This window comes from Luteimonas viscosa (assembly GCF_008244685.1).
In the GTDB taxonomy this organism is placed as follows: domain Bacteria; phylum Pseudomonadota; class Gammaproteobacteria; order Xanthomonadales; family Xanthomonadaceae; genus Luteimonas; species Luteimonas viscosa.
This window is the reverse complement of record NZ_VTFT01000001.1, coordinates 1762512-1786691: the sequence shown is the minus strand read 5'-3', so window position 1 is coordinate 1786691 and position 24180 is coordinate 1762512. Positions and strand designations below refer to the sequence as shown.

18 protein-coding genes and 1 pseudogene are annotated in these 24180 nt (G+C 62.5%); 8 read left to right on the top strand and 11 right to left on the bottom strand.

Annotated elements, in window-relative coordinates:
• Positions 1 to 6: 6 nt before the first annotated feature.
• The 5 genes and pseudogenes from FZO89_RS07900 to FZO89_RS19045 form a co-directional block, all read right to left on the bottom strand.
• Complete coding sequence (locus FZO89_RS07900; RefSeq protein WP_149102738.1) at positions 7 to 447, bottom strand: response regulator; 441 nt, start codon at positions 445 to 447, stop codon at positions 7 to 9.
• Positions 444 to 2252 (bottom strand): sensor histidine kinase, encoded by a 1809-nt coding sequence (locus FZO89_RS07895; RefSeq protein WP_149102737.1) that lies wholly within the window; start codon positions 2250 to 2252, stop codon positions 444 to 446. Before FZO89_RS07895 ends, FZO89_RS07900 begins: the two co-directional genes overlap by 4 nt.
• 199 nt (positions 2253 to 2451) lie before the next feature.
• Positions 2452 to 2841, bottom strand: a complete 390-nt coding sequence (locus FZO89_RS07890; protein WP_149102736.1) for an STAS domain-containing protein — start codon at positions 2839 to 2841, stop codon at positions 2452 to 2454.
• Entirely contained in the window at positions 2838 to 3272 is a 435-nt protein-coding gene (locus tag FZO89_RS18645; RefSeq protein ID WP_222928146.1) for an ATP-binding protein, read from the bottom strand. The genes FZO89_RS07890 and FZO89_RS18645 overlap by 4 nt, the downstream gene beginning before the upstream one ends.
• A gap of 96 nt (positions 3273 to 3368) precedes the next feature.
• Positions 3369 to 5234 (bottom strand): annotated as a pseudogene (locus FZO89_RS19045) (SpoIIE family protein phosphatase); the annotation flags it as partial.
• A gap of 283 nt (positions 5235 to 5517) precedes the next feature.
• Here FZO89_RS19045 and aceE point away from each other — a divergent pair.
• The 5 genes from aceE (at position 5518) to FZO89_RS07860 (ending at position 13465) form a co-directional block, all read left to right on the top strand.
• Positions 5518 to 8211 carry a pyruvate dehydrogenase (acetyl-transferring), homodimeric type gene (gene aceE / locus FZO89_RS07880; RefSeq protein WP_149102735.1) on the top strand — a complete coding sequence of 898 codons (2694 nt, stop codon included), beginning with the start codon at positions 5518 to 5520 and terminating at the stop codon, positions 8209 to 8211.
• Between the two features lie 237 nt (positions 8212 to 8448).
• A complete protein-coding gene (locus tag FZO89_RS07875) occupies positions 8449 to 10704 on the top strand; it encodes a sensor histidine kinase (protein ID WP_149102734.1) in 2256 nt (751 codons plus the stop codon).
• 14 nt (positions 10705 to 10718) lie between these two features.
• The gene (locus FZO89_RS07870) at positions 10719 to 11849 is read left to right on the top strand and encodes a response regulator (protein ID WP_149102733.1); all 1131 of its coding nucleotides are present in this window, start codon (positions 10719 to 10721) and stop codon (positions 11847 to 11849) included.
• Between the two features lie 24 nt (positions 11850 to 11873).
• Complete coding sequence (locus tag FZO89_RS19025) at positions 11874 to 12299, top strand: very short patch repair endonuclease (RefSeq protein WP_149102732.1); 426 nt, start codon at positions 11874 to 11876, stop codon at positions 12297 to 12299.
• Entirely contained in the window at positions 12299 to 13465 is a 1167-nt protein-coding gene (locus FZO89_RS07860; protein WP_149102731.1) for a restriction endonuclease, read from the top strand. The genes FZO89_RS19025 and FZO89_RS07860 overlap by 1 nt, the downstream gene beginning before the upstream one ends.
• Before the next feature lies 1 nt (position 13466).
• Here FZO89_RS07860 and FZO89_RS07855 read toward each other — a convergent pair whose 3' ends face one another.
• Complete coding sequence (locus tag FZO89_RS07855; RefSeq protein ID WP_149102730.1) at positions 13467 to 14447, bottom strand: DNA cytosine methyltransferase; 981 nt, start codon at positions 14445 to 14447, stop codon at positions 13467 to 13469.
• A gap of 412 nt (positions 14448 to 14859) precedes the next feature.
• On the opposite strand from FZO89_RS07855, the gene FZO89_RS07850 reads away from it, so the two are divergent.
• Complete coding sequence (locus tag FZO89_RS07850; protein WP_262378701.1) at positions 14860 to 15981, top strand: IS3 family transposase; 1122 nt, start codon at positions 14860 to 14862, stop codon at positions 15979 to 15981.
• Between the two features lie 526 nt (positions 15982 to 16507).
• Here the strand turns inward: FZO89_RS07850 and FZO89_RS07845 are convergent.
• From FZO89_RS07845 to FZO89_RS19040, 4 genes are all read right to left on the bottom strand, one after another.
• Positions 16508 to 17257 (bottom strand): hypothetical protein, encoded by a 750-nt coding sequence (locus tag FZO89_RS07845; RefSeq protein ID WP_149102728.1) that lies wholly within the window; start codon positions 17255 to 17257, stop codon positions 16508 to 16510.
• An 11-nt stretch (positions 17258 to 17268) separates the two neighbouring features.
• Positions 17269 to 18165, bottom strand: coding sequence for a lipase family protein (locus FZO89_RS07840; RefSeq protein WP_149102727.1), 897 nt, complete (start codon positions 18163 to 18165; stop codon positions 17269 to 17271).
• A gap of 1 nt (position 18166) precedes the next feature.
• Positions 18167 to 19873, bottom strand: coding sequence for a caspase family protein (locus tag FZO89_RS07835; RefSeq protein ID WP_187471086.1), 1707 nt, complete (start codon positions 19871 to 19873; stop codon positions 18167 to 18169).
• Between the two features lie 291 nt (positions 19874 to 20164).
• Complete coding sequence (locus FZO89_RS19040; RefSeq protein WP_149102725.1) at positions 20165 to 20362, bottom strand: carbon storage regulator; 198 nt, start codon at positions 20360 to 20362, stop codon at positions 20165 to 20167.
• A 482-nt stretch (positions 20363 to 20844) separates the two neighbouring features.
• Between FZO89_RS19040 and FZO89_RS07825 the strand changes: the two genes are divergently transcribed.
• Positions 20845 to 21153 carry a helix-turn-helix domain-containing protein gene (locus tag FZO89_RS07825; protein ID WP_149104089.1) on the top strand — a complete coding sequence of 103 codons (309 nt, stop codon included), beginning with the start codon at positions 20845 to 20847 and terminating at the stop codon, positions 21151 to 21153.
• Between the two features lie 30 nt (positions 21154 to 21183).
• Here FZO89_RS07825 and FZO89_RS07820 read toward each other — a convergent pair whose 3' ends face one another.
• A complete protein-coding gene (locus FZO89_RS07820; RefSeq protein WP_262378572.1) occupies positions 21184 to 21507 on the bottom strand; it encodes a helix-turn-helix domain-containing protein in 324 nt (107 codons plus the stop codon).
• Between the two features lie 269 nt (positions 21508 to 21776).
• Between FZO89_RS07820 and FZO89_RS07815 the strand changes: the two genes are divergently transcribed.
• Positions 21777 to 24176: a TonB-dependent receptor plug domain-containing protein gene (locus FZO89_RS07815; RefSeq protein WP_149102724.1), complete on the top strand. Its 2400-nt coding sequence runs from the start codon at positions 21777 to 21779 to the stop codon at positions 24174 to 24176.
• Positions 24177 to 24180: the final 4 nt, after the last annotated feature.

Sequence of the window (24180 nt, the reverse complement as noted above, 5' to 3'; positions counted from 1 at the left end):
CGGCGCTCAGCCCTTCCGCGGCGGCTCGTTGAGCACCGCCCAGAACCGGCCGAGCGTGCGCACCGCGTCGAAGAACTGGTCCACGTCCACTGGCTTGACCACGTAGGCGTTCACGCCCAGGTCCCAGCTGCGGGCGAGATCGCTTTCCTCGCGCGAGGACGACAGCACCACGATCGGCAACGCCTTGAAGCGGTCGGTCTTGCGCAGCTCGGTCAGCACTTCCAGGCCGTCCATGCGCGGCATCTTGATGTCGAGCAGCAGCACCGCCAGGTCCTCGTCGGGCCGGTCGGCCCACTTGCCACGGCGCAGCAGGTAGTCCAGCGCCTCGACGCCGTCCTCGACGTGCACGATGGGGTTGGCCAGGTGCGCCTCGCGCAGCGCGTCGATCGCCATCTCGGCGTCGTGGGGGCTGTCCTCGGCCAGCAGGATGGTGCGCAGTTCGCTCATGGCTTGCTCTCGTTGGAAGCGGGCTGGTCGCCCGCGGCGGGAAGGGTGAAGTGGAAGGTGGCGCCCTGGCCGGGTTCGGACTCGGCCCAGGCGCGACCGCCGTGGCGGGTGAGCACGCGGCGCACGCTGGCCAGGCCGATGCCGGTGCCCGGGAACTCGCTGGCCGCGTGCAGGCGCTGGAACACGCCGAACAGCTTGCCGGCGTACTGCATGTCGAAGCCGGCGCCATTGTCGCGCACCTGGAAGTGGTGCGCGTCGTCGTCGTCGCGGCCGTAGCCGATCTCGATCCGCGCCGGCTCGCTGCCGCGGCTGTACTTCACCGCGTTGCCCAGCAGGTTCAGCCACACCTGGCGCAGCATGTTCTCGTCGCCCACCACCACCGGCAGCGGGGCGATGCGCCACTCGATGCGGTGATCGGGGGCCTCGGTGGCGTTGTTGGCGTCGAGCATCGCCCGGGTCTCGGCCACCAGCGACTGCATGTCCACCGTCTGCAACCGCAGCGCGCTGCGGCCCAGGCGCGAATACACCAGCAGGTCGTCGATCAGCGTCGACATGCGCTTGGCCGAGGACACCATCACGTCGATGTAATGGCGCGACTTGTCGTCGATGTCGTCGCCGAGGTGGCGGCCGAGCTTGTCGCCGAAGCCGGCGATGTGGCGCAGCGGCGCGCGCAGGTCGTGCGAGACCGAGTAGCTGAAGGCCTCGAGCTCGCGGTTCACGTCCGAGACCTGCTCGATCTTGCCCTGCAACTGGCGGTTGAGCTCGCGGATCTGGCGATCGCTGGCCTTCTGCACGCTGATGTCGCTCACGGTGACCAGCACCACCGCGTCGTCGCTGTCGGGCAGCGGCATGCGCCGGGCGTTGATCACCATGGTGCGCTCGATGCCGTCGGCGGTGCGCTGCAGCTGCTCGTGGTCCCACAGTTCGCGGCCGCGCGCGAGCACGTCGGCCAGCCGCCGCAGCGTGCGCTCGTCGTTCCACGCACCATCGCCGAGCGTGGTCAGCGGCTGGCCGCGCGCCTCGCCCTGCACGCCGTAGAGTTCGGCGAACGCGACGTTGTGCATGACCACGCGCTGCGCGGCATCGATCGCCACGATCGGCTCTCGTACCGTGTCGAGGACCACGCTGGCGCGGGCGCTGGCGCGCTGGGCATCGGTTTCCGCGCGCAGCCGGTGCGCGATCTGGCGCGCCGAGTACACCAGCACGCCGCCCAGCAGCAGCAACTGGCCGGCCATCGCCGCCCAGGTCGCGAGCCGTGCGCGCCGTTCGACGTGCTCCGCGCGCGCCTGGCGGGTGGCCAGCAGTTGCTGTTCCTCCGCCACGATGCCGTCGATCAGGTCGTGGATCGGATAGCGCCCCACCATCGCGTCGATGTCGGCGGCGGTCACGTCCTCCACCTCGGCATCGATGATCCGGTCGGCGTGCGCCTTGCGCAGCAGGATGCTGGTCTGCAGTTCGGCGATGCGTTCCTGCTGCCCGGGGTTGTCGCTGGTCAGCGCCTGCAGTTGCTGCAGGGTCGGCAGGATGCGGGCACGGCTCTGGTTGACGCGGGCGCGCAGCATCGCGTTGTCGACCCCGGCGGCCAGCGACAGCGCGCCGGCTTCCATGTTGCGCATGTCGCCGGCCAGCGCATGCACCCTGGCTTCGGTCTGGTGGGTGTGCACCACCATCTCCCAGGCGGCATCGATGTCGTCGGCCGCCTTGCGCAGGATCAGGAACGGCGTGACCACGATCGCCACGATCACCAGGCCCAGCGCAGGCAGGCGCCAGTTCGACAGCGGTTGCGGCAATACGGAAGCGGGCATCGGATGGAGTGGGATCGGGGCGGGCACACGGGGCCCGGGCACCGACCCTGGCGCCTCGCTCCCCTGTGCCGGGGATCATTGCCGAGGCCGTGCGGGAGGGCAAGCAGGTGCCGGGAGCGGGACGGGACCACGCGCCAGCCCGGGAAAGCCGGCCATCCTGCCCATGCGGGCGTATAGGCGACGCGAAGACGCCCGCCGCTCAGGCGTCGTCGTCGCCGTCGAGCACCTTGCGCTGCATCGCATCGAGATAGGCGTCGGCCTCGGCGGCCGAGGAGAAGATCTCGTGCAGCGGCACCGCCTTGACCAGGTCGAACACCTTCTGGATCTGCGGCTGCGGGTTGACCACCAGCACCCGGCCGGCGCGCCCGGCCAGCGCCTTGCGCGCGCGGAAGATCGAACGCACGCCGGCGCTGGAGATGTACTCCAGCCCGTGCAGGTCCAGCACCAGCGACAGGATCGCCGGATCCTCCAGCAGCGGCGCCAGCGCCTCGTCCAGCTGCAGGTAGGTGTGGGTGTCGAGGCGCCCGCCGACGGCGACGGTCTGCACGTCCCGGCGCGCCGGGTCGATGCGGATGTTCAGGGTGCTCATGCGGGATCCTCGCGGTCGGGCGCGGCGTCCAGCCGCAGGGTCACGCGCACGAGGTTGTGGTCCTCGCGGCGCTGGTAGTCGAGGCTGTCGGCGAGCTGCCGCACCAGGTGCAGGCCGAGGCCGCCGACGCGACGTTCGTCGAGGTCGGCATCCAGGTCCGGCGGCGGGGCCGTGGTCGGATCGAACGGCAGGCCGTTGTCGTCGAGTTCCAGCACCAGCCGCGCCGCCTCGAGCTGCAGCCGCAGGCGCAGCTGCGGCTCCGTCTCCACGGCGCCATGGGTGAGCGCGTTGCAGGCCAGTTCCTCGACGATCAGACGCGCGTCGTGGATGCGGGCGTCGTCCACCCCGGCCTCGGCGAGGGTCGATTCCACCGCCGCGGTCAGTTCGGCGATGTGCGCGGGATCGGCGGCGATCGTCTTGTCCAAGGGCAGGTCCTTCGGGGTGGCGGGCGGTGCATCCGCCGCGGTCGCCGTCTCCCCTTCCGTCGGCGTGGTGGTCGCGGCGGAAACGCGCGTGCGCCGGATCGCCAGCACGGTGATGTCGTCGGACTGGGCCGCGTCGCCGGCGAAGTGTTGCACATCGGCCAGCAGGCGACGGCAGGTGTGCGCGGCGTCCTCGCCCGGCGCCAGCGCCTGCAGCAGGCGTTCGCTGCCGTAGGCCTCGTCGTTGGCGTCGAAGGCCTCGGTCACGCCGTCGGTGTACGCCAGCAGGGTCGCGCCCTCGGGCAGCCGGCAGGCGTACTGCGGGTACTCGTGGCTGGGTTCGAAGCCCAGCGGCGGCCCGGTCTCCAGCGCCAGCGGCTCGGCGCGCCCGTCCGCGTGCAGCAGCACCGGCGGATCGTGCCCGGCGCTGGCCAGCACGCAGTGCCCGCTGGCGATGTCCAGGCGGCCGCACAGCACCGTGGCGAACATGCAGGTGTTGTTGCCATGCACCAGTCGGCGCGAGGCCGAGGCCAGCAGCGCGGCCGGCGAGGCGTGGCGCCGCACCTGTCCTTCCAGCACGGTGGCGGTGCGGGCCATGAACAGCGCCGCCGGCACGCCCTTGTCCGAGACGTCGCCGATCGCGAACCACAGCACGCCGTAGAAATCGCCGTAGTGGAAGAAGTCGCCGCCCACCGCCTTCGCAGGTTCCAGCACGCCGTGCACGTCGACGCGTACGCCGTCGCGTTCGAACAGCCGCGGCGGCGGCAGCATCGCCTGCTGGATCTGGCGCGCGATCCCCAGTTCGCTCTCCACCTTCTGCCGCGCCCCCGCCATGTCCTCGATCTCGCGAAGCTGGCGCTTGATCGATCCGCGCGCCACGTTGAACGCGCGCGCCATCACCCCGACCTCGTCGCGCCGACCGGTATGCGGCAGCGGGTAGTCGAACTCGCCGCTGGCGAAGTGCCGCGCCGACTCGGTCAGGTTTTCGATCGGCTGCAGCAGCCGCCCGGTATAGCGGCGCACCAGCACCAGCGCCGGCAGCAACGCCAGCAGGCCGATCAGCGCCACCCACAGCGCGATCTGCTTGAGCTGGCGCAGGATGTAGAGCTCCGACACCGAGGTGGCGAAGGTCCAGCCGCTGTCGCCCACCGGCATGCCGAAGGTGATGAAGTCCTCGCCGCTTGCGTCGCGGTGCTCGAACTCCACCGGCTGCCGCCGCTCCTGCGCTTCCACCAGCGGCGCCAGGTCGGCGCGGCCCTGCGCGACCAGCGTTCGCAGGGACATGCGCATGCGCACGTCGTCGCGCGGGTGCACCACCGCCAGCCCTTCGGGCGAGAACAGCATCGGCACGATGCCCGCGGTCTCCGGCAGGCCGTCGAGGATGTCGCGCAGCAGGCGCGACACCGGCACGTCCAGGCTCACCATGCCCAGCGCCGGCGCGACGCCGCTGTCGCCGGGCAGGCGCAGCGGCAGGTTGTAGGTGGTGAAGTCGACCCCGGCGGTGGCCTCGTTGGCGTACGGCTCCGACCACCACGGCTGCGGCGCGGCCATCGTGCGCACGAACCACGGCATCGTGGCGTACTCGTAGCCCAGCGATTCCACCGACTGTTCCACCACCCCCGCGCCTTCGCGGCGGATGTACCAGGTGAAGCCGGGATCCTCGCCCGTCAGCCGCCCCGGCTCGACGATCACCATCGCCCCGGCGATGTCCGGATCGCCGGCCAGGCTGGCCAGCAGCAGCGAGCGCAGGTGCAGCGGCTCGCGGCCGATGCCGGTGGCGCCGGCGGCCAGCGTGCGCCCGCTCACCTGCACCGTCTCGATGATCGCCTCGAGGTTGCGCGCGGTCTGCCCGGTCAGCGCCCGCGCCTCGATCCGCGCGTTGTGCACGATCAGCAGCCGCGCCCCGGCGTAGAAGGCCAGCGTGGTGGCCAGCACCAGCACCGCGTTGAGCAGGCCCGACCACAGCGACATCCGCGTGCGCAGGCTGTGGTGCCAGCGCAACGGGTCCGTGCCGCGGGGGTGCTCGCTGTCCATGCCCGGGTCCTCCGGCGGATGCCCGTGGCGCCGATCATAGTCCGCGCCGCGCCCGCCGCGGCGGTCCGTACGCACCCGTCCGCCGGCGCCCGCCGAAGCGGCCTCCCGCCCCGCCCGCGCCCGCTGCGCCGGCCACGGGCGCGCCGGGGCCGGCTGCTAGAATCGGGACTCTAACTCCCCCAAAACACAGCGCGGCCAGCGGGCCGCGGCGGAGCAAGCGATGAACTGGCTGAACGACGTGCTGCAGAACGACCCCGATCCCACCGAGACCCGCGAGTGGATCGAATCGCTCAAGGCGGTCATCGACCACACCGGCCCCGAGCGCGCCCACCAGTTGCTGCAGGACATGGTGGAACTCACCCGCCGCGCCGGCGCCCACCTGCCGTTCGCGCCCACCACCGAATACATCAACACCATCCCCACGCATCTCGAACCGAAGATGCCCGGCGACCAGACGCTGGAGTGGAAGATCCGCTCGATCATCCGCTGGAACGCCATGGCGATGGTGGTGCGCGCCAACCGCAAGCCCGGCGACCTCGGCGGCCACATCGCCAGCTTCGCCAGCTCGGCCACGCTCTACGACGTCGGCTTCAACCACTTCTTCCGCGGCCCCGAGGGCGACCACCCCGGCGACCTCATCGCCACCCAGGGCCACAGCTCGCCCGGCATCTACGCCCGTGCCTTCCTCGAGGGCCGCATCAGCGAATCGCAGATCGACCACTTCCGCATGGAGGTCGACGGCCGCGGCATCTCCTCGTATCCGCACCCGTGGCTGATGCCTGATTTCTGGCAGGTGCCCACGGTGTCGATGGGCCTGGGCCCGATCGCCGCCATCTACCAGGCGCGCAACTGGAAGTACCTCGAATCGCGAGGCCTGATGCCCAAGACCGACCGCAAGGTGTGGTGCTTCATCGGCGACGGCGAGACCGACGAGCCCGAGAGCCTCGGCGCGCTCTCGATCGCCGGCCGCGAAGGCCTCGACAACCTGGTGTTCGTCGTCAACTGCAACCTGCAGCGCCTCGACGGCCCGGTGCGCGGCAACGGCAAGATCATCCAGGAGCTGGAAAGCCAGTTCCGCGGCGCCGGCTGGAACGTGGTCAAGACCATCTGGGGCAGCTACTGGGATCCGCTGCTGGCCAAGGACCACCAGGGCCTGCTGCGCAAGCTGATGATGGAGACCGTCGACGGCGAGTACCAGAACTGCAAGGCCTTCGGCGGCGCCTACACGCGCGAGAACTTCTTCGGCAAGTACGAAGAGACCGCGGCCATGGTGGCCAACCTCTCCGACGACGACATCTGGCGCCTCAACCGCGGCGGCCACGATCCGCACAAGGTCTACGCGGCCTACACCAACGCCATGCAGACCAAGGGCCAGCCCACCGTGATCCTGGCCAAGACGGTGAAGGGCTACGGCCTGGGCAGCGCCGGCGAGGCGCTCAACCCCACCCACAACACCAAGAAGCTCGACGACGAGGCCGTGCGCGCGTTCCGCGACCGCTTCAAGATCCCGGTCGACGACGACCTGCTCAAGGACGGCAACATCCCGTTCTACCACCCGGGCGAGAAGTCCGACGAGGTGCAATACCTGCTCGAGCGCCGCAAGGCCCTGGGCGGCTTCGTGCCGCAGCGCCGGCGCAAGTCGGACGAGTCGCTGGTGGCGCCGAAGCTCGAGGTGTTCGAACGCCTCACCAAGAGCACCGGCGAGCGCGAGATGAGCACCACCATGGCCTTCGTGCAGTCACTCAACATCATCCTGCGCGACAAGCAGGTGGGCCCGCGCACCGTGCCCATCGTCTGCGACGAGGCGCGCACCTTCGGCATGGAAGGGCTGTTCCGCCAGATCGGCATCTACGCGCCGGCCGGGCAGAAGTACAAGCCGGTCGACCGCGACCAGCTGATGTACTACCGCGAGGACGCCACCGGCCAGGTGCTGCAGGAAGGCATCACCGAGGCCGGCGCGTTCGCCTCGTGGATGGCCTGCGCCACCAGCTACAGCACCAACAACCTGCAGCTGCTGCCGTTCTACATCTACTACTCGATGTTCGGCTTCCAGCGCGTGGGCGACGCCGCCTGGCAGGCGGCCGACATGCGCGCGCGCGGTTTCCTGCTCGGCGGCACCGCCGGCCGCACCACGTTGAACGGTGAAGGCCTGCAGCACGAGGACGGCCACAGCCACCTGCTGTCGGGCGCCATCCCCAACTGCCGCAGCTACGACCCCACCTTCGCCGGCGAAGTGGCGGTGATCCTGCAGCACGGCATGAAGCGCATGATCGAGGAGCAGGTGGACGAGTACTACTACCTGACCCTGATGAACGAGAACTACAGCCACCCCGACCTGCCCGAAGGCGCGGCCGAGGGCGTGATAAAGGGCATGTACCTGCTCAAGGACGCCGGCGCCAAGCCCAAGAAGGGCGAGCTGCGCGTGCAGCTGATGGGCAGCGGCACCATCCTGCGCGAGGCCATCGCCGCGGCCGAACTGCTGGACAAGGACTTCGGCGTCACCGCCGACATCTGGAGCTGCCCCAGCTTCACCGAGCTGCGCCGCGACGGCTACGACACCGAGCGCTGGAACCGCCTGCACCCCGAGGACAAGCCGCGCAAGGCCTACGTCACGCAGTGCATCGAAAGCCGCCCCGCCGGCCCGGTGATCGCCGCGACGGACTACGTGCGCAACTTCACCGACCAGGTGCGCGCCTTCATCCCGCGCACCTACACCGTGCTGGGCACCGACGGCTTCGGCCGCAGCGACACCCGCGCGAATCTCCGCCGCCACTTCGAGGTGGACCGCTACTACATCGCCCACGCCGCGATCGATGCGCTGGCGAAGGACGGGAAGATGACGGCGAAGGATGCGGCCAGGGCGATCAAGCTGTACAAGCTGGATCAGGAGAAGCCGAATCCGTTGGGAGTCTAAGCCCAGATAGAAAAGGCGACTGCAAGGTCGCCTTTTTTATCGGGATAGAGGACAACTGCCCGAATTTCGACTTTGGGCGTAGGAGTAGGGTGCACCTTGTTTGTTGTCGCATCCTCCAGAGCTATGGCGCGAAGCTTGATGGCTTAGCACCGCATGAGGTAGTGAGGGCAACTGTCCAGCTCGAATACTTTTAGGTAGTCACTTCCCGCACCTAGGGTAGGTAGGTAAGGAGAGGAAATGGAAGACGTCACTAAACCTCACGAGTCATCATTCCGCCCCCGGGCGCGGATTATGAAAACTCTAGGTAGCGAGCTCATCAGCAATGACGCGGTGGCAGTGATCGAGCTTGTGAAGAATGCTTATGACGCTGAGGCCAGTCGAGTACTCATCAATTTCGTTGGGCCGCTACTGCCTGGGGAAGGTCGAATCGAAATATTCGACGATGGATTGGGCATGAGCTTGGACGTGGTGCGAGGGGCCTGGATGGAGCCTGCAACCGCTGGAAAGCGGCAGGTGACGAACTCTGGATTAAAGAGCCGCAGGGTGCTCGGCGAGAAAGGAATTGGTCGCTTTGCTGCGATGAGACTTGCTTCAGAGCTAGAGCTAATAACGCGGGCTCAGGGATCAAGCCGAGAGATCTATGGAATCTTCGATTGGACCCAGTTCGAAGACGAGCAGAAGTATCTCGATGAAGTACTAATCCTCACAGAGGAGCGAGATCCCGAACTAATTCGAAGCGATGTGGGTCTTGATGCGGTTTGGCCTGAGCATGAAGTCCCGCTTGAATGCCCCCCTTCAGATCAGGGCACTCTGCTTAGAATGAACTTCCTATCTCACGCATGGGATGTGCAACGATTTCGTTTGGTTCAACGCGGGTTGTCACGATTGATCTCACCTTTCAAGGAGAGCAAGGATTTTAAGATCTTTCTTCAAGCCCCTGATGGGTTCTCCGAGTTCTCCGCAGAGATTACACCTCCATCTGCATTGAACTATCCGCATTACATCGTGAAAGGCGAGGTGGATGCTGAAGGCCGGTGCAATCTTAGGCTCGAAGTAAAAGCGACTGGAGAGACAGTTATTCTCACCGGCGGCTTTGTCAGACAAGGAGCCAACGGTCTTCAGTATCTGGACGAAGACGCTTATAAAAAAACGAGGGCTGCGACGCAGAGCGCTCAAACCTCAGGAGACGATGACTGGACCAGAAGGTTGCCTGTATGCGGCCCGCTTCAGATCGAAATCAGGGTCTGGGATCGTAATGATCTTGGAAATGTTGTCCAGCAAACTAAGTTGAACTTGCAGAACATACGCGCTGATCTCGATGCATTTGCAGGGATAAACATTTATCGCGACGGTTTCCGGGTTTTGCCTTACGGAGAGCCCAATAATGACTGGCTGCGACTCGACATTCGTCGAGTTCAAAATCCAACCAAGCGACTGTCAAACAACCAAATTGTCGGACACATATCCATTACTGGGGACCAAAATCCTGGCCTTAAAGATCAATCTAACCGAGAAGGGCTCGACGAGAATCAAAGCTATGCAGATCTTCGAGAGGTAATGAAGACAATTCTTACCAAGATCGAAGATCTTCGAAGGAGATCCAAGAGATCAACAAACACAGGAAATAGCAGCGAATCATCTCAGAATTTGTTTGCTCCTCTTGACCTCGCCCCTATCCGGCAGCACCTAGATAATGTCAGCCCGAGGGATGAGGTGGCCAAAGAGCTAATTGATACTGTCGAGCGGACGTTCAATGAGCAGGTCGAAGGGTTGAAAGCGGTTGTTGCCAGATATCACGCGCTCGCAACTCTAGGGCAACTGATTGATGTTCTGCTCCATGACGGGAGACTTCCGCTAGCCAAGATCAGGAAGGAGGCGCTGCTTGCGCAAGAAGATATTGCCGAGGGGCGTCTGACCGGAAAATCCCTTCTCGAGAAGCTGGCAGCACGGCTCAGCGTAATTGCCGCGCAAAGTGATGTGCTCGCGACTGTGTTTCGGCGCATTGAGCCTTTCGGTGGTCGCAAGCGCGGACGTCCAAAGCAGCTCTATCTCGAGAAGATTATTGAAGACGCATTCGGAGTGTGTGCCAGCCAGCTTGCAGGACTAGGTGTTGTGACGTCGCTTCCTGAAACGCAAACTCTCGTCCGGGTCGATGAGGCCGAGATGCAAGAAGTGATTGTGAATTTGCTGCAGAACAGTATCTACTGGTTGCAGTTTGTAAGTGCAGATCAACGAAAGATTGAAGTTTCAGTAACACGTACTGCGCAGGACTGCGTTGAGATCATATTTTCTGATACAGGTCCAGGAATCTCAGAGCAAGACAGGGTGCACATTTTTGACCCTTACTTTTCAACCAAAAAGGATGGAATGGGGCTTGGCCTTGCGATCGTTGGCGAGATAATAAAAGACTACTACGGTGGCGAGCTAGAGCTACTCGATTCATCTGCGAAGGGTGGGGCTGCTTTTCGAATTACTCTGACAAAGCGCGTCTGACTAGAGAGGTTGCCATGGAATGGAGGGTGCTAATTGTTGATGACTTAGAGGCAGACGATGTCAGGGAGGTGATCGAGGGGAACAAAACAGTTGCAGAACCAGACTTCATTAGCTGTATTCCATGCAGCAGTTTCTCTGAGGCCGTAGACCTTCTAAAGAAGGAGAGATTTGATCTCGTAATCCTCGATCTAAAAGATGATGCTGCCTCCAATCAAGAATCACTCGCGGGAGAAAGGGTTTTTGAAGAGCTGAAGAAGTGTCGCTTCATGCCGGTGATCTTCCACACAGGGTATCCTCATAAAGTAAAAGAACTAACATCTCCCTTCGTTAAAGTCGTTACCAGGTCAGAGTGGGAACATCTTCGGCAGATGATTAGAGAAGTTCTGGCAACTAAGCTTCCGAGCTTGATTAGACACATTGAAGAAGAGCAGCGTGTGTTCATGTGGGAATCCGCGGAAAAAATATGGATTAATGATTTAGATAAGGATAACGCTGCTGATTTAGTTTTCTTGTTGGCGCGCAGGCTTGCGAACCTGTTATCTGGCGACGTTGTTCGAAAGTTCTTGGAGATCGAAGGGGCCAATGGCGCCCCGAAGATCGATACTATTCATGCAGTTGAGTTGTACATCTACCCGCCTATTTCAACAGATTTTCTCTTCGGAGACATTTTTCAGAAGAGCCGTAATGGCGACGCCGAGTATTATGTCGCTCTTACGCCGTCCTGTGATCATGCTCAGGATAAAGCCGAGCATATTCTTCTCGCTAGATGCGAAAAGTTGGCTGATACGCAAGCCGGTGAAGGCGCCGCGGCAGCTCTCGCTGAAAAGCTGGGCATTTCAAACGGAGTGAAAGGTAAGCTGACTAAGTATATCCGAGACAATTCGAGCCCGGTGGATCGATTCAAGTATCTCCCGGGTACTAGCTTTCTTCCAGATCTACTTATTGATCTTCAAGCGCTCATTGCCGTAGCGCCTGAGGTAATGACTGGGGAGCCATGTGAGTACGAAAGGGTTGCCTCTTTGGACAGTCCTTTTGCTGAATCGTTGCAGGCGAAATTAGTAAGGTATATGGGGAGGATCGGGACTCCAGACGTCGACGCGGATCTCGCGCTGCAAAGATTCCTTACGCGGATTACGCCTGAGTGAGAGGCGCTACGGTGCAGAACTAGGATGCCAGCCGTGTTGTCCACCACTAGTCAACGACGGCGACTAATGTCCCGCATAAAGGGAAAGAACACGGCCCCCGAAATTGCTCTTCGACGCGCGGCCTGGTCACATGGCCTCCGCTACAGGTTGCATTACAGGATTGGCCACACTAGGCCGGATATGGTTTTCATTGCGTCAAGACTCGCGGTCTTCGTGGACGGTTGCTTCTGGCATGGCTGTCCCCGCCATTCAACAATTCCTAAGAACAACGGAGACTTCTGGAAGCAAAAGCTCGATCGCAATCGCGAACGTGATGCAGAGCAGGCGGCATGGCTCGAAGCATGCGGCTGGCGTGTGCTGCGTTTTTGGGAACATGAGATCGAAGCCTCACCCGCGGAATGTGCAAACCGTATCGCTGTGTTGTTAGGCAACGTAAGGGGAGCTGACTAATGACCGGTTTTAGCGGCGCACAGTTGAGTCAAGTTGACCTGATCGTTGATGCCGTCTACGCAGGCTACAAGACCGACCGCGGCGGTATGGCAGATCCATTGGTCCCGCTGGTGGGTGTGAGCCGGCAGGGTGGCTTCCGTTATAGAGGCACCAGGGCCCGCCCTACTGTTCTTGTATTGACATCGAACTTGGCTGAGCCGGAATGGCCAGATCAGCTGGATGAGGAGACCGGTACTTTTATCTATTACGGTGACAATCGCCATCCCGGTCAGCTACTGCACGAGACGCCCAGATTTGGAAACCAGTTGTTGCGCCAGATTTTCGATTGGGCGCATCTTGGCCAGCGCCACTTGGTGCCGCCGATACTAGTCTTCACCACGGAAGCAACTGGAAGAGCCTTCCGATTTCGCGGACTTGCGGTACCGGGAAGCCCTGTTATGGAGGCGACCGAAGACCTCGTTGCACTATGGAAGACATCAGAAGGGCAGCGATTCCAGAACTACAAGGCGGTCTTTACTATCCTGGATGAGGCAGTGATTTCGCGTGCATGGGTCCATGCAGCAGGCCAAGGCAGCATGAATGGAATGGCGCCAACGGCCTGGAGTGCTTGGCTTGCGACGGGTGGCATCAGGCCGCTGATGGCGCCCCGCTCCGCAATTGTCCGCAGTAGAGCGGAGCAGCTCCCCAGAACCGCCGACGATCAAACTCTGCTCGAAGTCATACGCAAGCGCTACAAGAACAATCCTCTTGGCTTCGAAGCATGCGCCGGTGCACTGACGCGGTTCTTGTTGCCAAGCGTGTCGCGACTGGATCTGACGCGGCCATGGAGGGATGGCGGTCGTGACGGGATAGGACAGCTACGGCTAGGCTGTGGCGCAGCTTCGATACACGTGGACTTTGCGCTCGAAGCGAAATGCTACGGGGCGACGAATGCAGTTGGGGTCAGGGAAGTGTCACGCCTGATAAGTAGAATCAAGCATCGTGAGTTCGGTGTGTTGATAACGACCTCTCATGTAGATCGGCAGGCATACCAGGAGGTCGTTGATGATGGCCACCCGGTGATTCTCACCGCAGGGAGGGACATCGTTGCCCTGCTGCGTAATGCTGGGCTGCAAACCCCGGTGCAGGTAGACGCTTGGCTAGACGGCATCGCCTCGACCAACTGACTCAGTGGAATTCCGTTCGCTTGGCTTGCTTCTGCGAAATCCATAGAAAAATCGGAGTCATCACGTCGGAGCACACACCATTGCCACAAAGCTTGACCTTCTCCCGCCGGTTGCCATGCGGAAGAACATGGTCTGTTGAACCTCCCATCGCGGCGAGCAATTCGTCGGGTTGAAGCATCCTCATGTAAGCGGTTCTGCCTTGCCACGTCACAAGGCCAAAGCGATCCACGGTGGTAACTGTGCGAAGCGGAACGTCCAACGCTTGCCAGCCTCCAGCGTAGTCGGATCCGTAATAGACGATGAGGAAGGGGACGCCGCGACCTAATTTCTTGATGGCCCGCTCTGCCCGTTCCAGCGTGGCCTTGGCCCGTCCGGGCTTCCGCAGTGGCGCGACCGGATAGTTGGCATTCCAGTTGATGACGCTCTCAGCGGTCTTTCGCTGAGGCTTCACTAATCCGAGAAGATCCTCCCGGGTCACCTTGGTTCCATCCTTGTCACATACGAGGAACATGCGTTTGCGAGCTTGCGCAGAACCGAAGTCGGCGGAGTTCAGAAACAGATCACTGACCGAGTAGCCGAGCGCCTCGATGCTCTGCACGAGCTCATCATGACGATCCCACTTTCTCATCCGATTGACGTTTTCCACGATCACCCAGCGTGGCTTCATTGCCTTGGCCCACGGGACAATGCCAATAGCGGTCTCTCGGCTCTTCTCCAAAGCGGGCTTTGCGCCACGGGCGATTGAGTGCGAGGTGCACTCTGGCGAGGTCAGCAGGACATCAGGTCTGTACTTCGTTCCAAGTTCACTGGCTGAAACGATCTCGATCTTCTCAGTAAGAACATCTGCCTGCGGAAAGTTGGCCTTATAGGTCTGCGTGGCGAGACTCCAGGCGTCGAGACCAAGTAGAGGGACACCACCTCCGCGCACCGCACCGCGTGCCCCGAAGCCTGCACCACAGAATAGATCCACAAAAGTCGCCATATCCACTACCCTGCTAGCCAGTACGCAAGTATGGATGAGTTTGCTCCGAACCCGCCAGGTCCTAACCCGGGAGAGACACGGGTAGGTAAGCTCCCGTCAAGCGGACACATCAGAAATAGAGATTCTGGCGTGGTGTTTGCGGTCTCGGCCGGCATCATACCCCCGACTGAGCCGGCGAAAAGGGGTAGAGGACAAACTTTGGTTGGAGCACAGCCCCCCCCCCCCTCCGGACTGCGTGCCCGGCACCACGGTCGGGACGGTCGTCTGGGGCCGCATCGCCGACCATGCCGGGACCGCGCGAATCGGCGTCTGTGTGAGGCAAGTCAGTCGGGAAAGAGTAGGGCGGTTGGCATTCGCCGGCTCCAAGGCGCACGCTCGGGTGGAACCGCAGCTAGGTGCAGAGGTGTTCATCATGACCCCAACGAACGTGCGTCGACCAGCCAAGGTGGGTCGTTTCAAGAAGCTGAGCCATCAGAAGGTTGCACGAATGCTGCTGGACTACGATTGCGGAGAGTCCATGGCCTCCGTCGCCAGAAGATACGACATATCCGCTGGGGCGTTCACTCATTGGAAACCGTACGTCGGTCTAACAGCCAAGTGGCTGGCTCACGTCCGTGGTCTTGAGCAGGAGAACGACTACCTAAACCGTCGAATCCTGCAACTCGAACATAAGCTTCGCGCGACGACCAAGCTCATAAGGAGTCTGGAGACTCGTCGCAAGCGACGGTCCCTGTACTCGGCATCTCTGCAGGCTGTCTTCAATCTATCTCGAACCGACGCCAACGCTGCTTGCGGTCTTGCCCATTCTGTTGGCCATCAGGGCGTGGCACAAGAGGGCGACAAGCGGCTAGTGGCCGTTATGCGAAAATACCTGGCGGAGAACCCGGGAGACGGATTCCGGGGAATGTTCCACGTGCTGCTTCGCGACGAGAACTGCACGCGAGGACATGCCCGAATGCTCTACTACCAGGCGATGCTGCAGCGGCGGTGGCGCAAGAAGCCCGCTCCACTTCCTGAAAGAGTTGTCAGGAAGATCAAGCCGGCCGGCCACCGCGACCAGATCTGGTCAATGGACTTCCTGATGGACGTACTGCCATCTGGCAGGCGGTTCTTTGTGTTTTCCGCCCTTGATGACTACTGCCGCGAGGGTGTGATCTGTCGCGTTCTGCCGAAGGCGACGGCAACAGCGACAGTAGAAGCCCTGGAGCTGGCCAGACTACAGGGCCGCGTGCCCGGCACGATCCGAAGCGACAACGGGGGACAGTTCAAAAGTGCCACTTATCTGCACTGGACTGATCGTTACCAAGTCCGCCGGCGCTACTCCCGCCCGGGACATTGCGAAGACAACCCCATTGCCGAGAGCTTCAACGCAACGCTGAGGCGAGAGGTCCTTGACTGTTACAAGTTCCGGAGCCTCGCTGAGGTACAGCGGATGCTGGACGATTGGCGTGTCAGGTACAACTTTGGCCGCCCCCACACGAGCTTGCAGGGGCTTTCTCCACTACAGTTCGCCGAACTGCACTCGATTAAGTAGACGCCAATGCGTGCTTGCCGGACGGTGCCGGCCGCGCAGATGAGTTCTTCTTGACGTCCGGTCGAAGAACGCGGGCTCTAACGACTGGTTCGGTCTTGTAACCACCGCGTCCGAGCTCGCTCAGATCGAAGAATCGCGACTACTTCGGTACGCATTTCAGATTTCCGGATTGCCGACGAACGGCAGATTTCGACCCCAAGCGGACGCTCTCGGCTATTGGGCTGGTCCGGCCCCTACCGCAGTTTGATCTGTGGACCGGAGGCGCGCTGTTCGTGCGGGCGCACGAGCGGGTCGAGAAGGATGGCAACGGTGAAGTGGATTTTGCCACCTCAACGACGGCATCCTACGACTCCATTCGCGGCCTCATTGAGCATCTAGATCCGGTAACGAAAGCCATCGGCCACGACCCTTGCCGAAGAGCGAGGTCGGGGTGGCCGAACGCAGGTGCTTTGACGCTACGGCTGCATGGTCGAATGTCATGCGAGACCGTCAACGGGGAGGGACCTCTGCCCCCGCAAACCCGCCTTCAGCTGTCTGGTGCGCCAGTCGCGTGCCCTGTCTCGGACATCTGCGAGCCCAAGCTGTTGATATCTTGAATGAGTCGCTGCGTCACGATTGCAATGTCTTCGGCCGCTATTCCCGTACGCGGACGAGTCTCGCGAATCCAGTCGAAGAGGGTTGCCGTTGGCGATTGGAAACCAGTGATCTCCTCGCGCGCTTGGACCAAGCGTCTCAGATCGTCATTGCCAAGCGCTTCCGCATCTAGCGGATCGAACACCATGAAAAGCAGATCAAGTGCTGCACCGAGCTCATCTGGCGTAGGAATCGACGTGCCGGCCTTGAAGATACGGGTATTGATCTTCTCCAAATAGTACGCCCAATGCGTGGCGTCGGTTCTATTGCCGTCCCTTGGCCCGAGAGAGAGGTTGCACACCCACAGTATGTAGCACAGCAACGACCACAAACCCGTCTGAAGCAGGCCTTCGACTGCTCGTCGGGATGTCACTTGCAGGCGATCGGCAATCTCGTCGGACGCCGGCGCTCCGAAGAACAACTGCCAATGTTGATTGGCCCACATGAGCTTCACGACGACCCCAATTCCCTCGTCAATAGCGACCTGATCCGGTTCCGGGAACTCGTCGCGAATGCCCTGAATGGCCGCGGCCAAACGGATCGCTAGGGAAGGGGCTATTCCATTTCGCTCTAGGCTGCGCAATAGATCACACGCGTCCTCGGACAGCACCAACTTCGCCTCCGAGCGATCAAGACCCGTCATCGTCGGCGAGCCTACCCTTCGCTCAGTGCGTCGACGATGCGACGCGCCACACGTTCGTCGTCTAGGTATCCCTCAATTCCATGCCGGTTGTTCTTCCAGTTGCTGACATGGCTACTGTCATCTACTTCAGGAGTTACCTTAAAATGATCGCGATCCAACGGATACAAGGCCACGACATCTTTTGGATCGCGCGCGTTGTACCACTGACTGACGCAGGAAGGATGCCTGATGGGTCTAAGGCGCTCACGAATCGCATTGATCGCCAAGGGGGAGCCGAGGGTAACAAAAACTGGCACCTTCCATGCCCCGCTTTGGCTCAACCGATGCAATAGCTTGTAGGCAACGATCGTTCCCAGCGAGTGCGCAACGATCACGCTCTCCTCTTCTTCCGATAGCGCAGCAATGATCCCGTCCTCGATCACTGATCGGAAGGAATCCTTGCTCAAATACTGATGAACATCATTGGTGATCATGGCGATCAGAGTACCCGCGCCGGGTACATGTGCGTCGATCGTCCGAATGACGGCCTGGACCCATGCCCAGTTCTGCGGCCCGCGCTCAACTACTTCGTTGCCGGTCACCCTTCGTTGCACTGCATCGACCTGTGCAGGTTCGATCCCCAGCCCTGTCAGGTACGCCAGAAGAAGCTCCTGAAGCCGTTCCCGATCGTCGGCGCCTGCGTTCGCGCCACGATAGATCACATCAGCGGCCTTCGACGCGGGTAGTCCTTCACACATGTCCCTCAGGGTGTTCCCGTAGTAAATGAAGCGAATGCGGTCTTCGGAGATCGGAAGCGCAAGATTGCTTTTCGCCAGCCCATTTTGCCATGCCGTCACCCAAATCGTCTTCAGCTCCAGTGCGTCTTTGTCCTCCTGGGATCTCCCATGGATCAAGATCAATCGCTTCATCTCATGCTCCTTCAGAAGGCATGTGCGTGTGGTATCCCTCGCGGTCTAACCAGCATCTGATCGCGCTCACGCCCTGTCGCTCGTAGTGGCACCACAGCGAATCCCTAGTGTGTTCTTGGAGACGCCGCAATGCCCCCGGGAAGCGCGGCACCAATGCGTCCAGGTAAGCCCACCCTTGCGACAACATGGGCAGGCTAAGGCTCATGTTCGGGGACTCGTCTGCTTTCAGCAGGTCCCTCGCCATCATGGCCAGATCGAATATACCCGCCCCGCGATCCAGAAGGTGACGTTGCAGCTTTCGGATATGCGTCAGTTTCGAGGCACCTTGATACGCATACACCGCACACGCCGATAATGCGGGATCAAAGAAAGTCGACGAAGTCAGCAGGCGCGATACGGTGAGGGTTGCTTCCTCGTCCAGGTTGAGCTCTCCACTTGCGACAGCCCGATAGAGGATCGAGCGCGGCAACTGTAGTTCTTCTCGGCTGGCTCGCACCATCGACCTGCTTGCGGGCTCGTAATGGACTTCGCGCAGGCACCCGCCTTCGATGCGGACCACACCGGTATAGCCGTTGATCAACGGGACTAGCACGCCGCTGCCGTCCGCGAACTCCACCAGCAGTTGGCCCTGCCTCGTACCACGTGCGGCAAAGACCGAATCAGATTGCGTCATCGTGAGTTGCACGTCCCTGGCGGCACAGGTCACGCTGTGCAGGAGATCGCCAATGACCACCACGCCTGAATCTTTTGGGTCCCATGCATTGAGTTCGTGTGCACGAAGGCCGGTGAGCGATCGCATGAGTTCGAAAGCGGCGACGGATGCGGGCTTTCCTGGCGTTCTCCGCGGCGTTACCGCTGCCATCGAGGATTCGGCGAGTTCTAGCTCGTAAGAGATGGCGGCCAAGTACTCCGCCGCTTCGAACTTCCGTCCTGTCGCGGCTGACCCGGTGAATTGCGCCACCCACGCTTCTGGCGGCGAACAGATCCGAGCCTCGGGGCCTTGGGACAGGAGGCTTCTTGGCTTCATTCTGGCGAGAAGTCTCGGCACGTTCGTCTTGAGCCAGTCGCCTAATGGCCGCGGGCGAACGTACCCTTGCTCGATCAGCTGAGGGACGCCCCCGCCGAGCGCCATCTCCAAAGCCAACGTATAGACCGCCACGTAGGATGCCGCTTCGGCTGCGATTTCGATCGCTGGCGCTCCCAGCCGAGTCGCATAGAAGACGTCGACGTACTGCTGGGTGTCTGGGTTCGGTCGATTCGGCGTGATCAGGCTACCGGTGATGCGGCCAAGCTGAGTTGTGCTTGCAGGTGTCCGGCAGGCGTCGGAGATGAAGACTACGTGCGGTATGTGCCCGGCTTCTGCGAGCAACAGGCTGCCACTGACGTTGACGGCTTCGTTGCTATTGCTTGGGGCCAGTGAAAGAAGCCAGTACTCGTTGGTCGCGTTGATGATTCCGTGACCTGAAAAGTAGATGACGAGTTGTTCGAGGTTCTGGTCGCTGCGAATAATTTCGTCGATCGTGTCGTTGATGGCGATGGCGGTGACGCGGCCCACTGTTTCCTCTGTAACTTCCTCGATCGCTTCGAACTGCTGGCCTTGCGCCCACTCCCGCATTCGCCTGATGGCGTCTCGAACACCGGGAAGATCAGGGAACTGACCAGGATTGGCCGTCCGGCTGACTCCTATCAGTACAATGGCTCGACCCATCCTTGATCTCCCTGAATGCCTGCATGGAAGCAAACGGAAAGCGAGAGGGGCAGCGGCCGAAGCGCCCGGGTTCTCCGAACGCATGCCATGTCGCTGCTGGCGGTGTCTGACCGTTGACGCGAAGCCTTGGGCGCGCCGCCTCACCGACGTTTCGGGGCACGTAACCAGATGACCGCTTTTGGCCGAAAGAAGCCACTGGTTGACCAAGTCAAACCACAGGCGTGGTGCGGGCGCGACAGACGCCACACTGATTCACAAAGCGCAGTTCTTCGCTGCCGTCCCGAAGAGCCCCTACTTGGTGGCGCAGTTGCTCAAGAGTCCGTCGTCCTGATCCCCAGAGATAGGTAGTAGCTCCTCGCGTAGGACAAGTACGTCGGGCGGCGCTTCGATTCCAATCCGTACTTTGCCATCTCTGACAGAAGTGACCTGCAGACGGATGCCATCTCCGATCTGGATCGCTTCGCCCTCTCGACGCGTCAGGATGAGCATGACCACTCCTTGGTCCACAAGAGCTATGAGTGTACCGACGTAGTGCGGAAAATCTAGGGAGCGTGGTCCGCGCTGCCCTCAGAAACGGATGGGCTGGTGTTCGATCACGAACGAAAGACGACAAGGAGAAAGATGCCCCGGCCCAGCTTTACCGCTTGCTCAAGGCGGCGGCCTTATTCCTCGCTGAGCGGCATCCGTTGCCGGTGCAAAGGCCGTGCTGCCGGGGCAGGATCAGCTTGTTCCAAGCCCCATTGAACTTCTATCGGGCGTTCGGCCAGTGAACCGTAGGACTTTTCTGATTCGGAAAGTGGGCACATAGGCGCCACAGCGAACTGACGGATGCGCGTACTGGCGCTCCACGGCAGCTGCCGCTAGAAGTGCTACATTTCATGAAGAGTCTGCCGCGAGGAGTGGGACGAGGGCATGCTGTTGCGACTGATCAGAAGGCTACTCTGCCCGTGCCGAAGGCTTCGCCCCGCGCCATCTTCTCTGCTCGGATCAAGCAGGCTCGCGACCTGCGCGGAATCCGTAGTCAGCGTGCGCTGGGTGCTCTGATGGGGCTCACGAAAGAGCGAGGCAGCAGCCGGATCAATCGCTACGAGACACAGGCCAGTGGGGTTGATCTGGACGGGCTCGCTCAGCTGGCGGAAACTCTGAGGGTGCCGATGGCTTTCCTGGTCGCGGAAGATGAGCCAACAGCTGACATCGTGCTTGCACTTTCGCAACTTTCGCCCAAGGAGCGGAAGGAGTTGGCAAGCCGGCTGAAAGAGCAACTCGCAACGAAGAAGTAGCCGCGGCGCACTGGCTGTCTCCGCCGCGGGCTAGCGTTTCGCTTTCTCTTTTAACTCACTGGCGATCTTGCGCTGCTCGGAGGGCGACATGCTCGCCACCGCAAGAATGACCTCCGCCAGCACATCGTTGTCGGCCACCAGGTAGGCCAGCGGGACTCCGAGCTCCTTGGCTAGCCGATCTGCCGTATCGAAGTCGGGCTCTGAACTTCCCCGTTCATATCTCGTGACTCTGCTGGACACGACGTCCTCCGACAGTCCGATCCTTCTACCAAGCTCTCTCTGCGATATACCTAAGGCTAGGCGCGCCTTCCTGAGACGTTTGGCAAACACGTTACGGGGATTGAGAGGCGACATGGATCGTCAACGCCGTTCCTGTGTGCTCAACAGGATGGCTTTCCCAGCCGCAATCTGTATGCTACATTAAATGTAGCAACGCGTTACGCCGCTCTACGCGACTGCCGAGGTAGGGGAAGAGGGCCGACACACTCTTGAGTTGTAGTCCATGCCGATGCAGCGGAGAGCCAGCTGCGGCTATGAACGCTACATTAAATGTAGCAACGAGGGCCTGGGAAGCCGCCCGGCCGAACTGGAAGGAACAACTTGGGAAACCGAGGGAGAACAGCATGAAGACCAGCAGTCTTTACGACGCGATTCGTGTCGCGTTCCTAGTTAGCGTTGTTGGCACGCCAGGATCGGCAGCGGCATGGCAAACCATCGAGGAACACTCAACGGTGGGAGCGGCGGAGGTCAGTCCGGAGGCCGAGCCGTCGCAGGTGCAAGCGGCGACCGAACTCGAACAGGTCACCGTCACCGGCACCCGCATCCGCGGCGGCACCTCTCCCTCGCCGGTGCTGACCATCGGCGCCGAACACATCCGTGAGGAAGGCTTCACCGACCTGGGCGAGGTGATCCGCAGCGTGCCGCAGAACTTCGGCGGCGGGCAGAACCCGGGCGTGGCCGGGGGTGCCACCACGGGCGCCGGCGGGCTGGCGAACCAGAACCTCACCGGGGGCTCGTCGCTTAACCTGCGTGGCCTGGGGCCGGATGCCTCGCTCACGTTGCTCAACGGGCGGCGCATGTCCTACGGCGGCTTCGTGCAGGCGGTGGACATCGGTGCCATCCCGGTGGAGGCGGTGGACCGGGTGGAGATCCTGCCCGATGGCGCGTCGGCGCTGTACGGGTCCGACGCGGTGGGCGGCGTGGCCAACGTGCTGCTGCGGCGCGAGTACCACGGCGTGGGGGTGGGCGTGCGCCACGGCGGCGCCACCGATGGCGGGCTCGACACGCGGGAGTACACCGCGACCGCCGGGCGCGCGTGGGCGAGCGGCGGGTTCATCGTGGCGCTGCGCGATGCCTCGACCGATCCGCTGTACGCGCGCCAGCGCGACTACACCCGCCACATGGCGCACCCCAGCACCCTGTTCCCCGGGAGTGACGTGCGCAGTGCGCTGCTGAGCGGGCACCAGGCCTTGGGCGCCGCCGTGACTCTGCGGCTCGATGCCCTGCGCACAGAGCGCGACCAGCTGCAGCACCCCTACAACCGCCCGCAGCTGCCGTACTCCAACGTGATGGTGCAGGACTCCACTGCCACCTTCCTGGCACCCGGTGCCGATGTGGCCCTGGGCGACTGGACGCTGCAGCTGGGCGCCGGCCTTGGCCGGGATCGGCTGGTGAACCAGCAGTCGCGCGTGGCGTTGGCCGATGGCGCGGTGACGCGCCTTAGCCACGACTGCTACTGCAACGAGGTGGTCTCATACGACGTCGGGATCGAGGGCCCGATGTTCGCCCTGGCCGGCGGCGAGGCCAGGCTGGCGCTCGGGGTGGGGCAGCGCACCAACGAGTTCGCCCAGCACAACCGGTTGGTGGGCAGCACGCCCATCGCGGGCAGTGAGCGCACCCGCCATGCGTACGCCGAACTCGGCCTGCCGCTGGTGGGCGCCGACAATGCCAGGCCATGGGTGCGGCGGCTGGCGCTGAACCTGGCCGCCCGCACCGAGCGCTACGACAGCTTCGGCAGCGTCACCACGCCGAAGCTGGGGCTGGTGTACGGGCCGGGCGAGGACGTGACGCTCAAGGCCTCGTGGGGCCGCTCGTTCAAGGCGCCCACCCTGTTCCAGCGCTACTGGGCGCAGCAGGCGCTGCTACGGCCGGCTGCGTTCTTCGGCGACCCCGGCATCGACCCGGAAGACGCCGTGCTGATGCTGGGCGGCGGCAACCCGGACCTGGGTGCGGAACGTGCGCGCACCTGGAGCGCGTCGCTCGCGCTGCACCCGCGTGCGCTGCCCGGCCTGGAGGCCGAGTTGACCTGGTTCGACATCGACTACGCCGAACGCGTGGTGCAGCCCATCACCAACCCCGACCGGGCGCTGGGCAACCCGGCCTACGCGCGCTTCATCCACTATGCGCCAAGCGTGGAGGAGCAGGCGGCGGTGATCGAGGGCGCCGACATCTTCTACAACCTGATGGGCACGCCGTACGACCCGGACCGCGTGGTGGCGATCCTCTACAGCCAGTACTTCAACGTGGCCCGGCAGCGCATCCGCGGCGTGGACCTGTCCGCGTCGTACCGGATGGAGCTGGGCGAGGGGCGGCTGACGCTGCGCGGGGCGGGCAGCTGGCTGGACAGCTCGCAGCAGTCCACGCCGGGCGAGGCGAGCTACGACCTCGCCGGCACGCTGTTCAGCCCGGCCAAGGTCAACGCCCGGGCAGGCGCGGTGTGGGCGCGGGGCGGGTTCGGGGCCTCGGCCTTCGTGAACTACACCGCTGGTGTCGAAGGGCTGCCAAATGCCGGCGAGGGCGGGCGCACTGCGTCGTTCACCACGTTCGACGCGACGCTGCGCTACGAGACGCCGGACGCGGCGGGGCTTGCCTCGGGCATGGAGTTCGCGCTGTCGGCGCAGAACCTGTTCAACCGCGCGCCGCCGTTCTACACGCCGCCGTATCCGGATTTCCCGCCGTACGACTCCACCAACTACTCGGCGGTGGGGCGGGTCGTGAGCCTGTCGATCGCCAAACGGTTCTGAGCAG

Bases quoted from the DNA above. Each gene is read 5' to 3' on its own strand.
- FZO89_RS07840 (WP_149102727.1), bottom strand. From the start codon at position 18,165: ATGAAGCGATTGATCTTGATCCATGGGAGATCCCAGGAGGACAAAGAC.
- FZO89_RS07845 (WP_149102728.1), bottom strand. From the start codon at position 17,257: ATGACGGGTCTTGATCGCTCGGAGGCGAAGTTGGTGCTGTCCGAGGAC.
- FZO89_RS07900 (WP_149102738.1), bottom strand. From the start codon at position 447: ATGAGCGAACTGCGCACCATCCTGCTGGCCGAGGACAGCCCCCACGAC.
- FZO89_RS07860 (WP_149102731.1), top strand. From the start codon at position 12,299: ATGACCGGTTTTAGCGGCGCACAGTTGAGTCAAGTTGACCTGATCGTT.
- FZO89_RS19025 (WP_149102732.1), top strand. From the start codon at position 11,874: ATGCCAGCCGTGTTGTCCACCACTAGTCAACGACGGCGACTAATGTCC.
- FZO89_RS07835 (WP_187471086.1), bottom strand. From the start codon at position 19,873: ATGGGTCGAGCCATTGTACTGATAGGAGTCAGCCGGACGGCCAATCCT.
- FZO89_RS19040 (WP_149102725.1), bottom strand. From the start codon at position 20,362: ATGCTCATCCTGACGCGTCGAGAGGGCGAAGCGATCCAGATCGGAGAT.
- FZO89_RS07850 (WP_262378701.1), top strand. From the start codon at position 14,860: ATGACCCCAACGAACGTGCGTCGACCAGCCAAGGTGGGTCGTTTCAAG.
- FZO89_RS07820 (WP_262378572.1), bottom strand. From the start codon at position 21,507: ATGTCGCCTCTCAATCCCCGTAACGTGTTTGCCAAACGTCTCAGGAAG.
- FZO89_RS07890 (WP_149102736.1), bottom strand. From the start codon at position 2,841: ATGAGCACCCTGAACATCCGCATCGACCCGGCGCGCCGGGACGTGCAG.
- aceE (WP_149102735.1), top strand. From the start codon at position 5,518: ATGAACTGGCTGAACGACGTGCTGCAGAACGACCCCGATCCCACCGAG.
- FZO89_RS07895 (WP_149102737.1), bottom strand. From the start codon at position 2,252: ATGCCCGCTTCCGTATTGCCGCAACCGCTGTCGAACTGGCGCCTGCCT.
- FZO89_RS07870 (WP_149102733.1), top strand. From the start codon at position 10,719: ATGGAATGGAGGGTGCTAATTGTTGATGACTTAGAGGCAGACGATGTC.
- FZO89_RS07855 (WP_149102730.1), bottom strand. From the start codon at position 14,447: ATGGCGACTTTTGTGGATCTATTCTGTGGTGCAGGCTTCGGGGCACGC.
- FZO89_RS07875 (WP_149102734.1), top strand. From the start codon at position 8,449: ATGGAAGACGTCACTAAACCTCACGAGTCATCATTCCGCCCCCGGGCG.
- FZO89_RS07815 (WP_149102724.1), top strand. From the start codon at position 21,777: ATGAAGACCAGCAGTCTTTACGACGCGATTCGTGTCGCGTTCCTAGTT.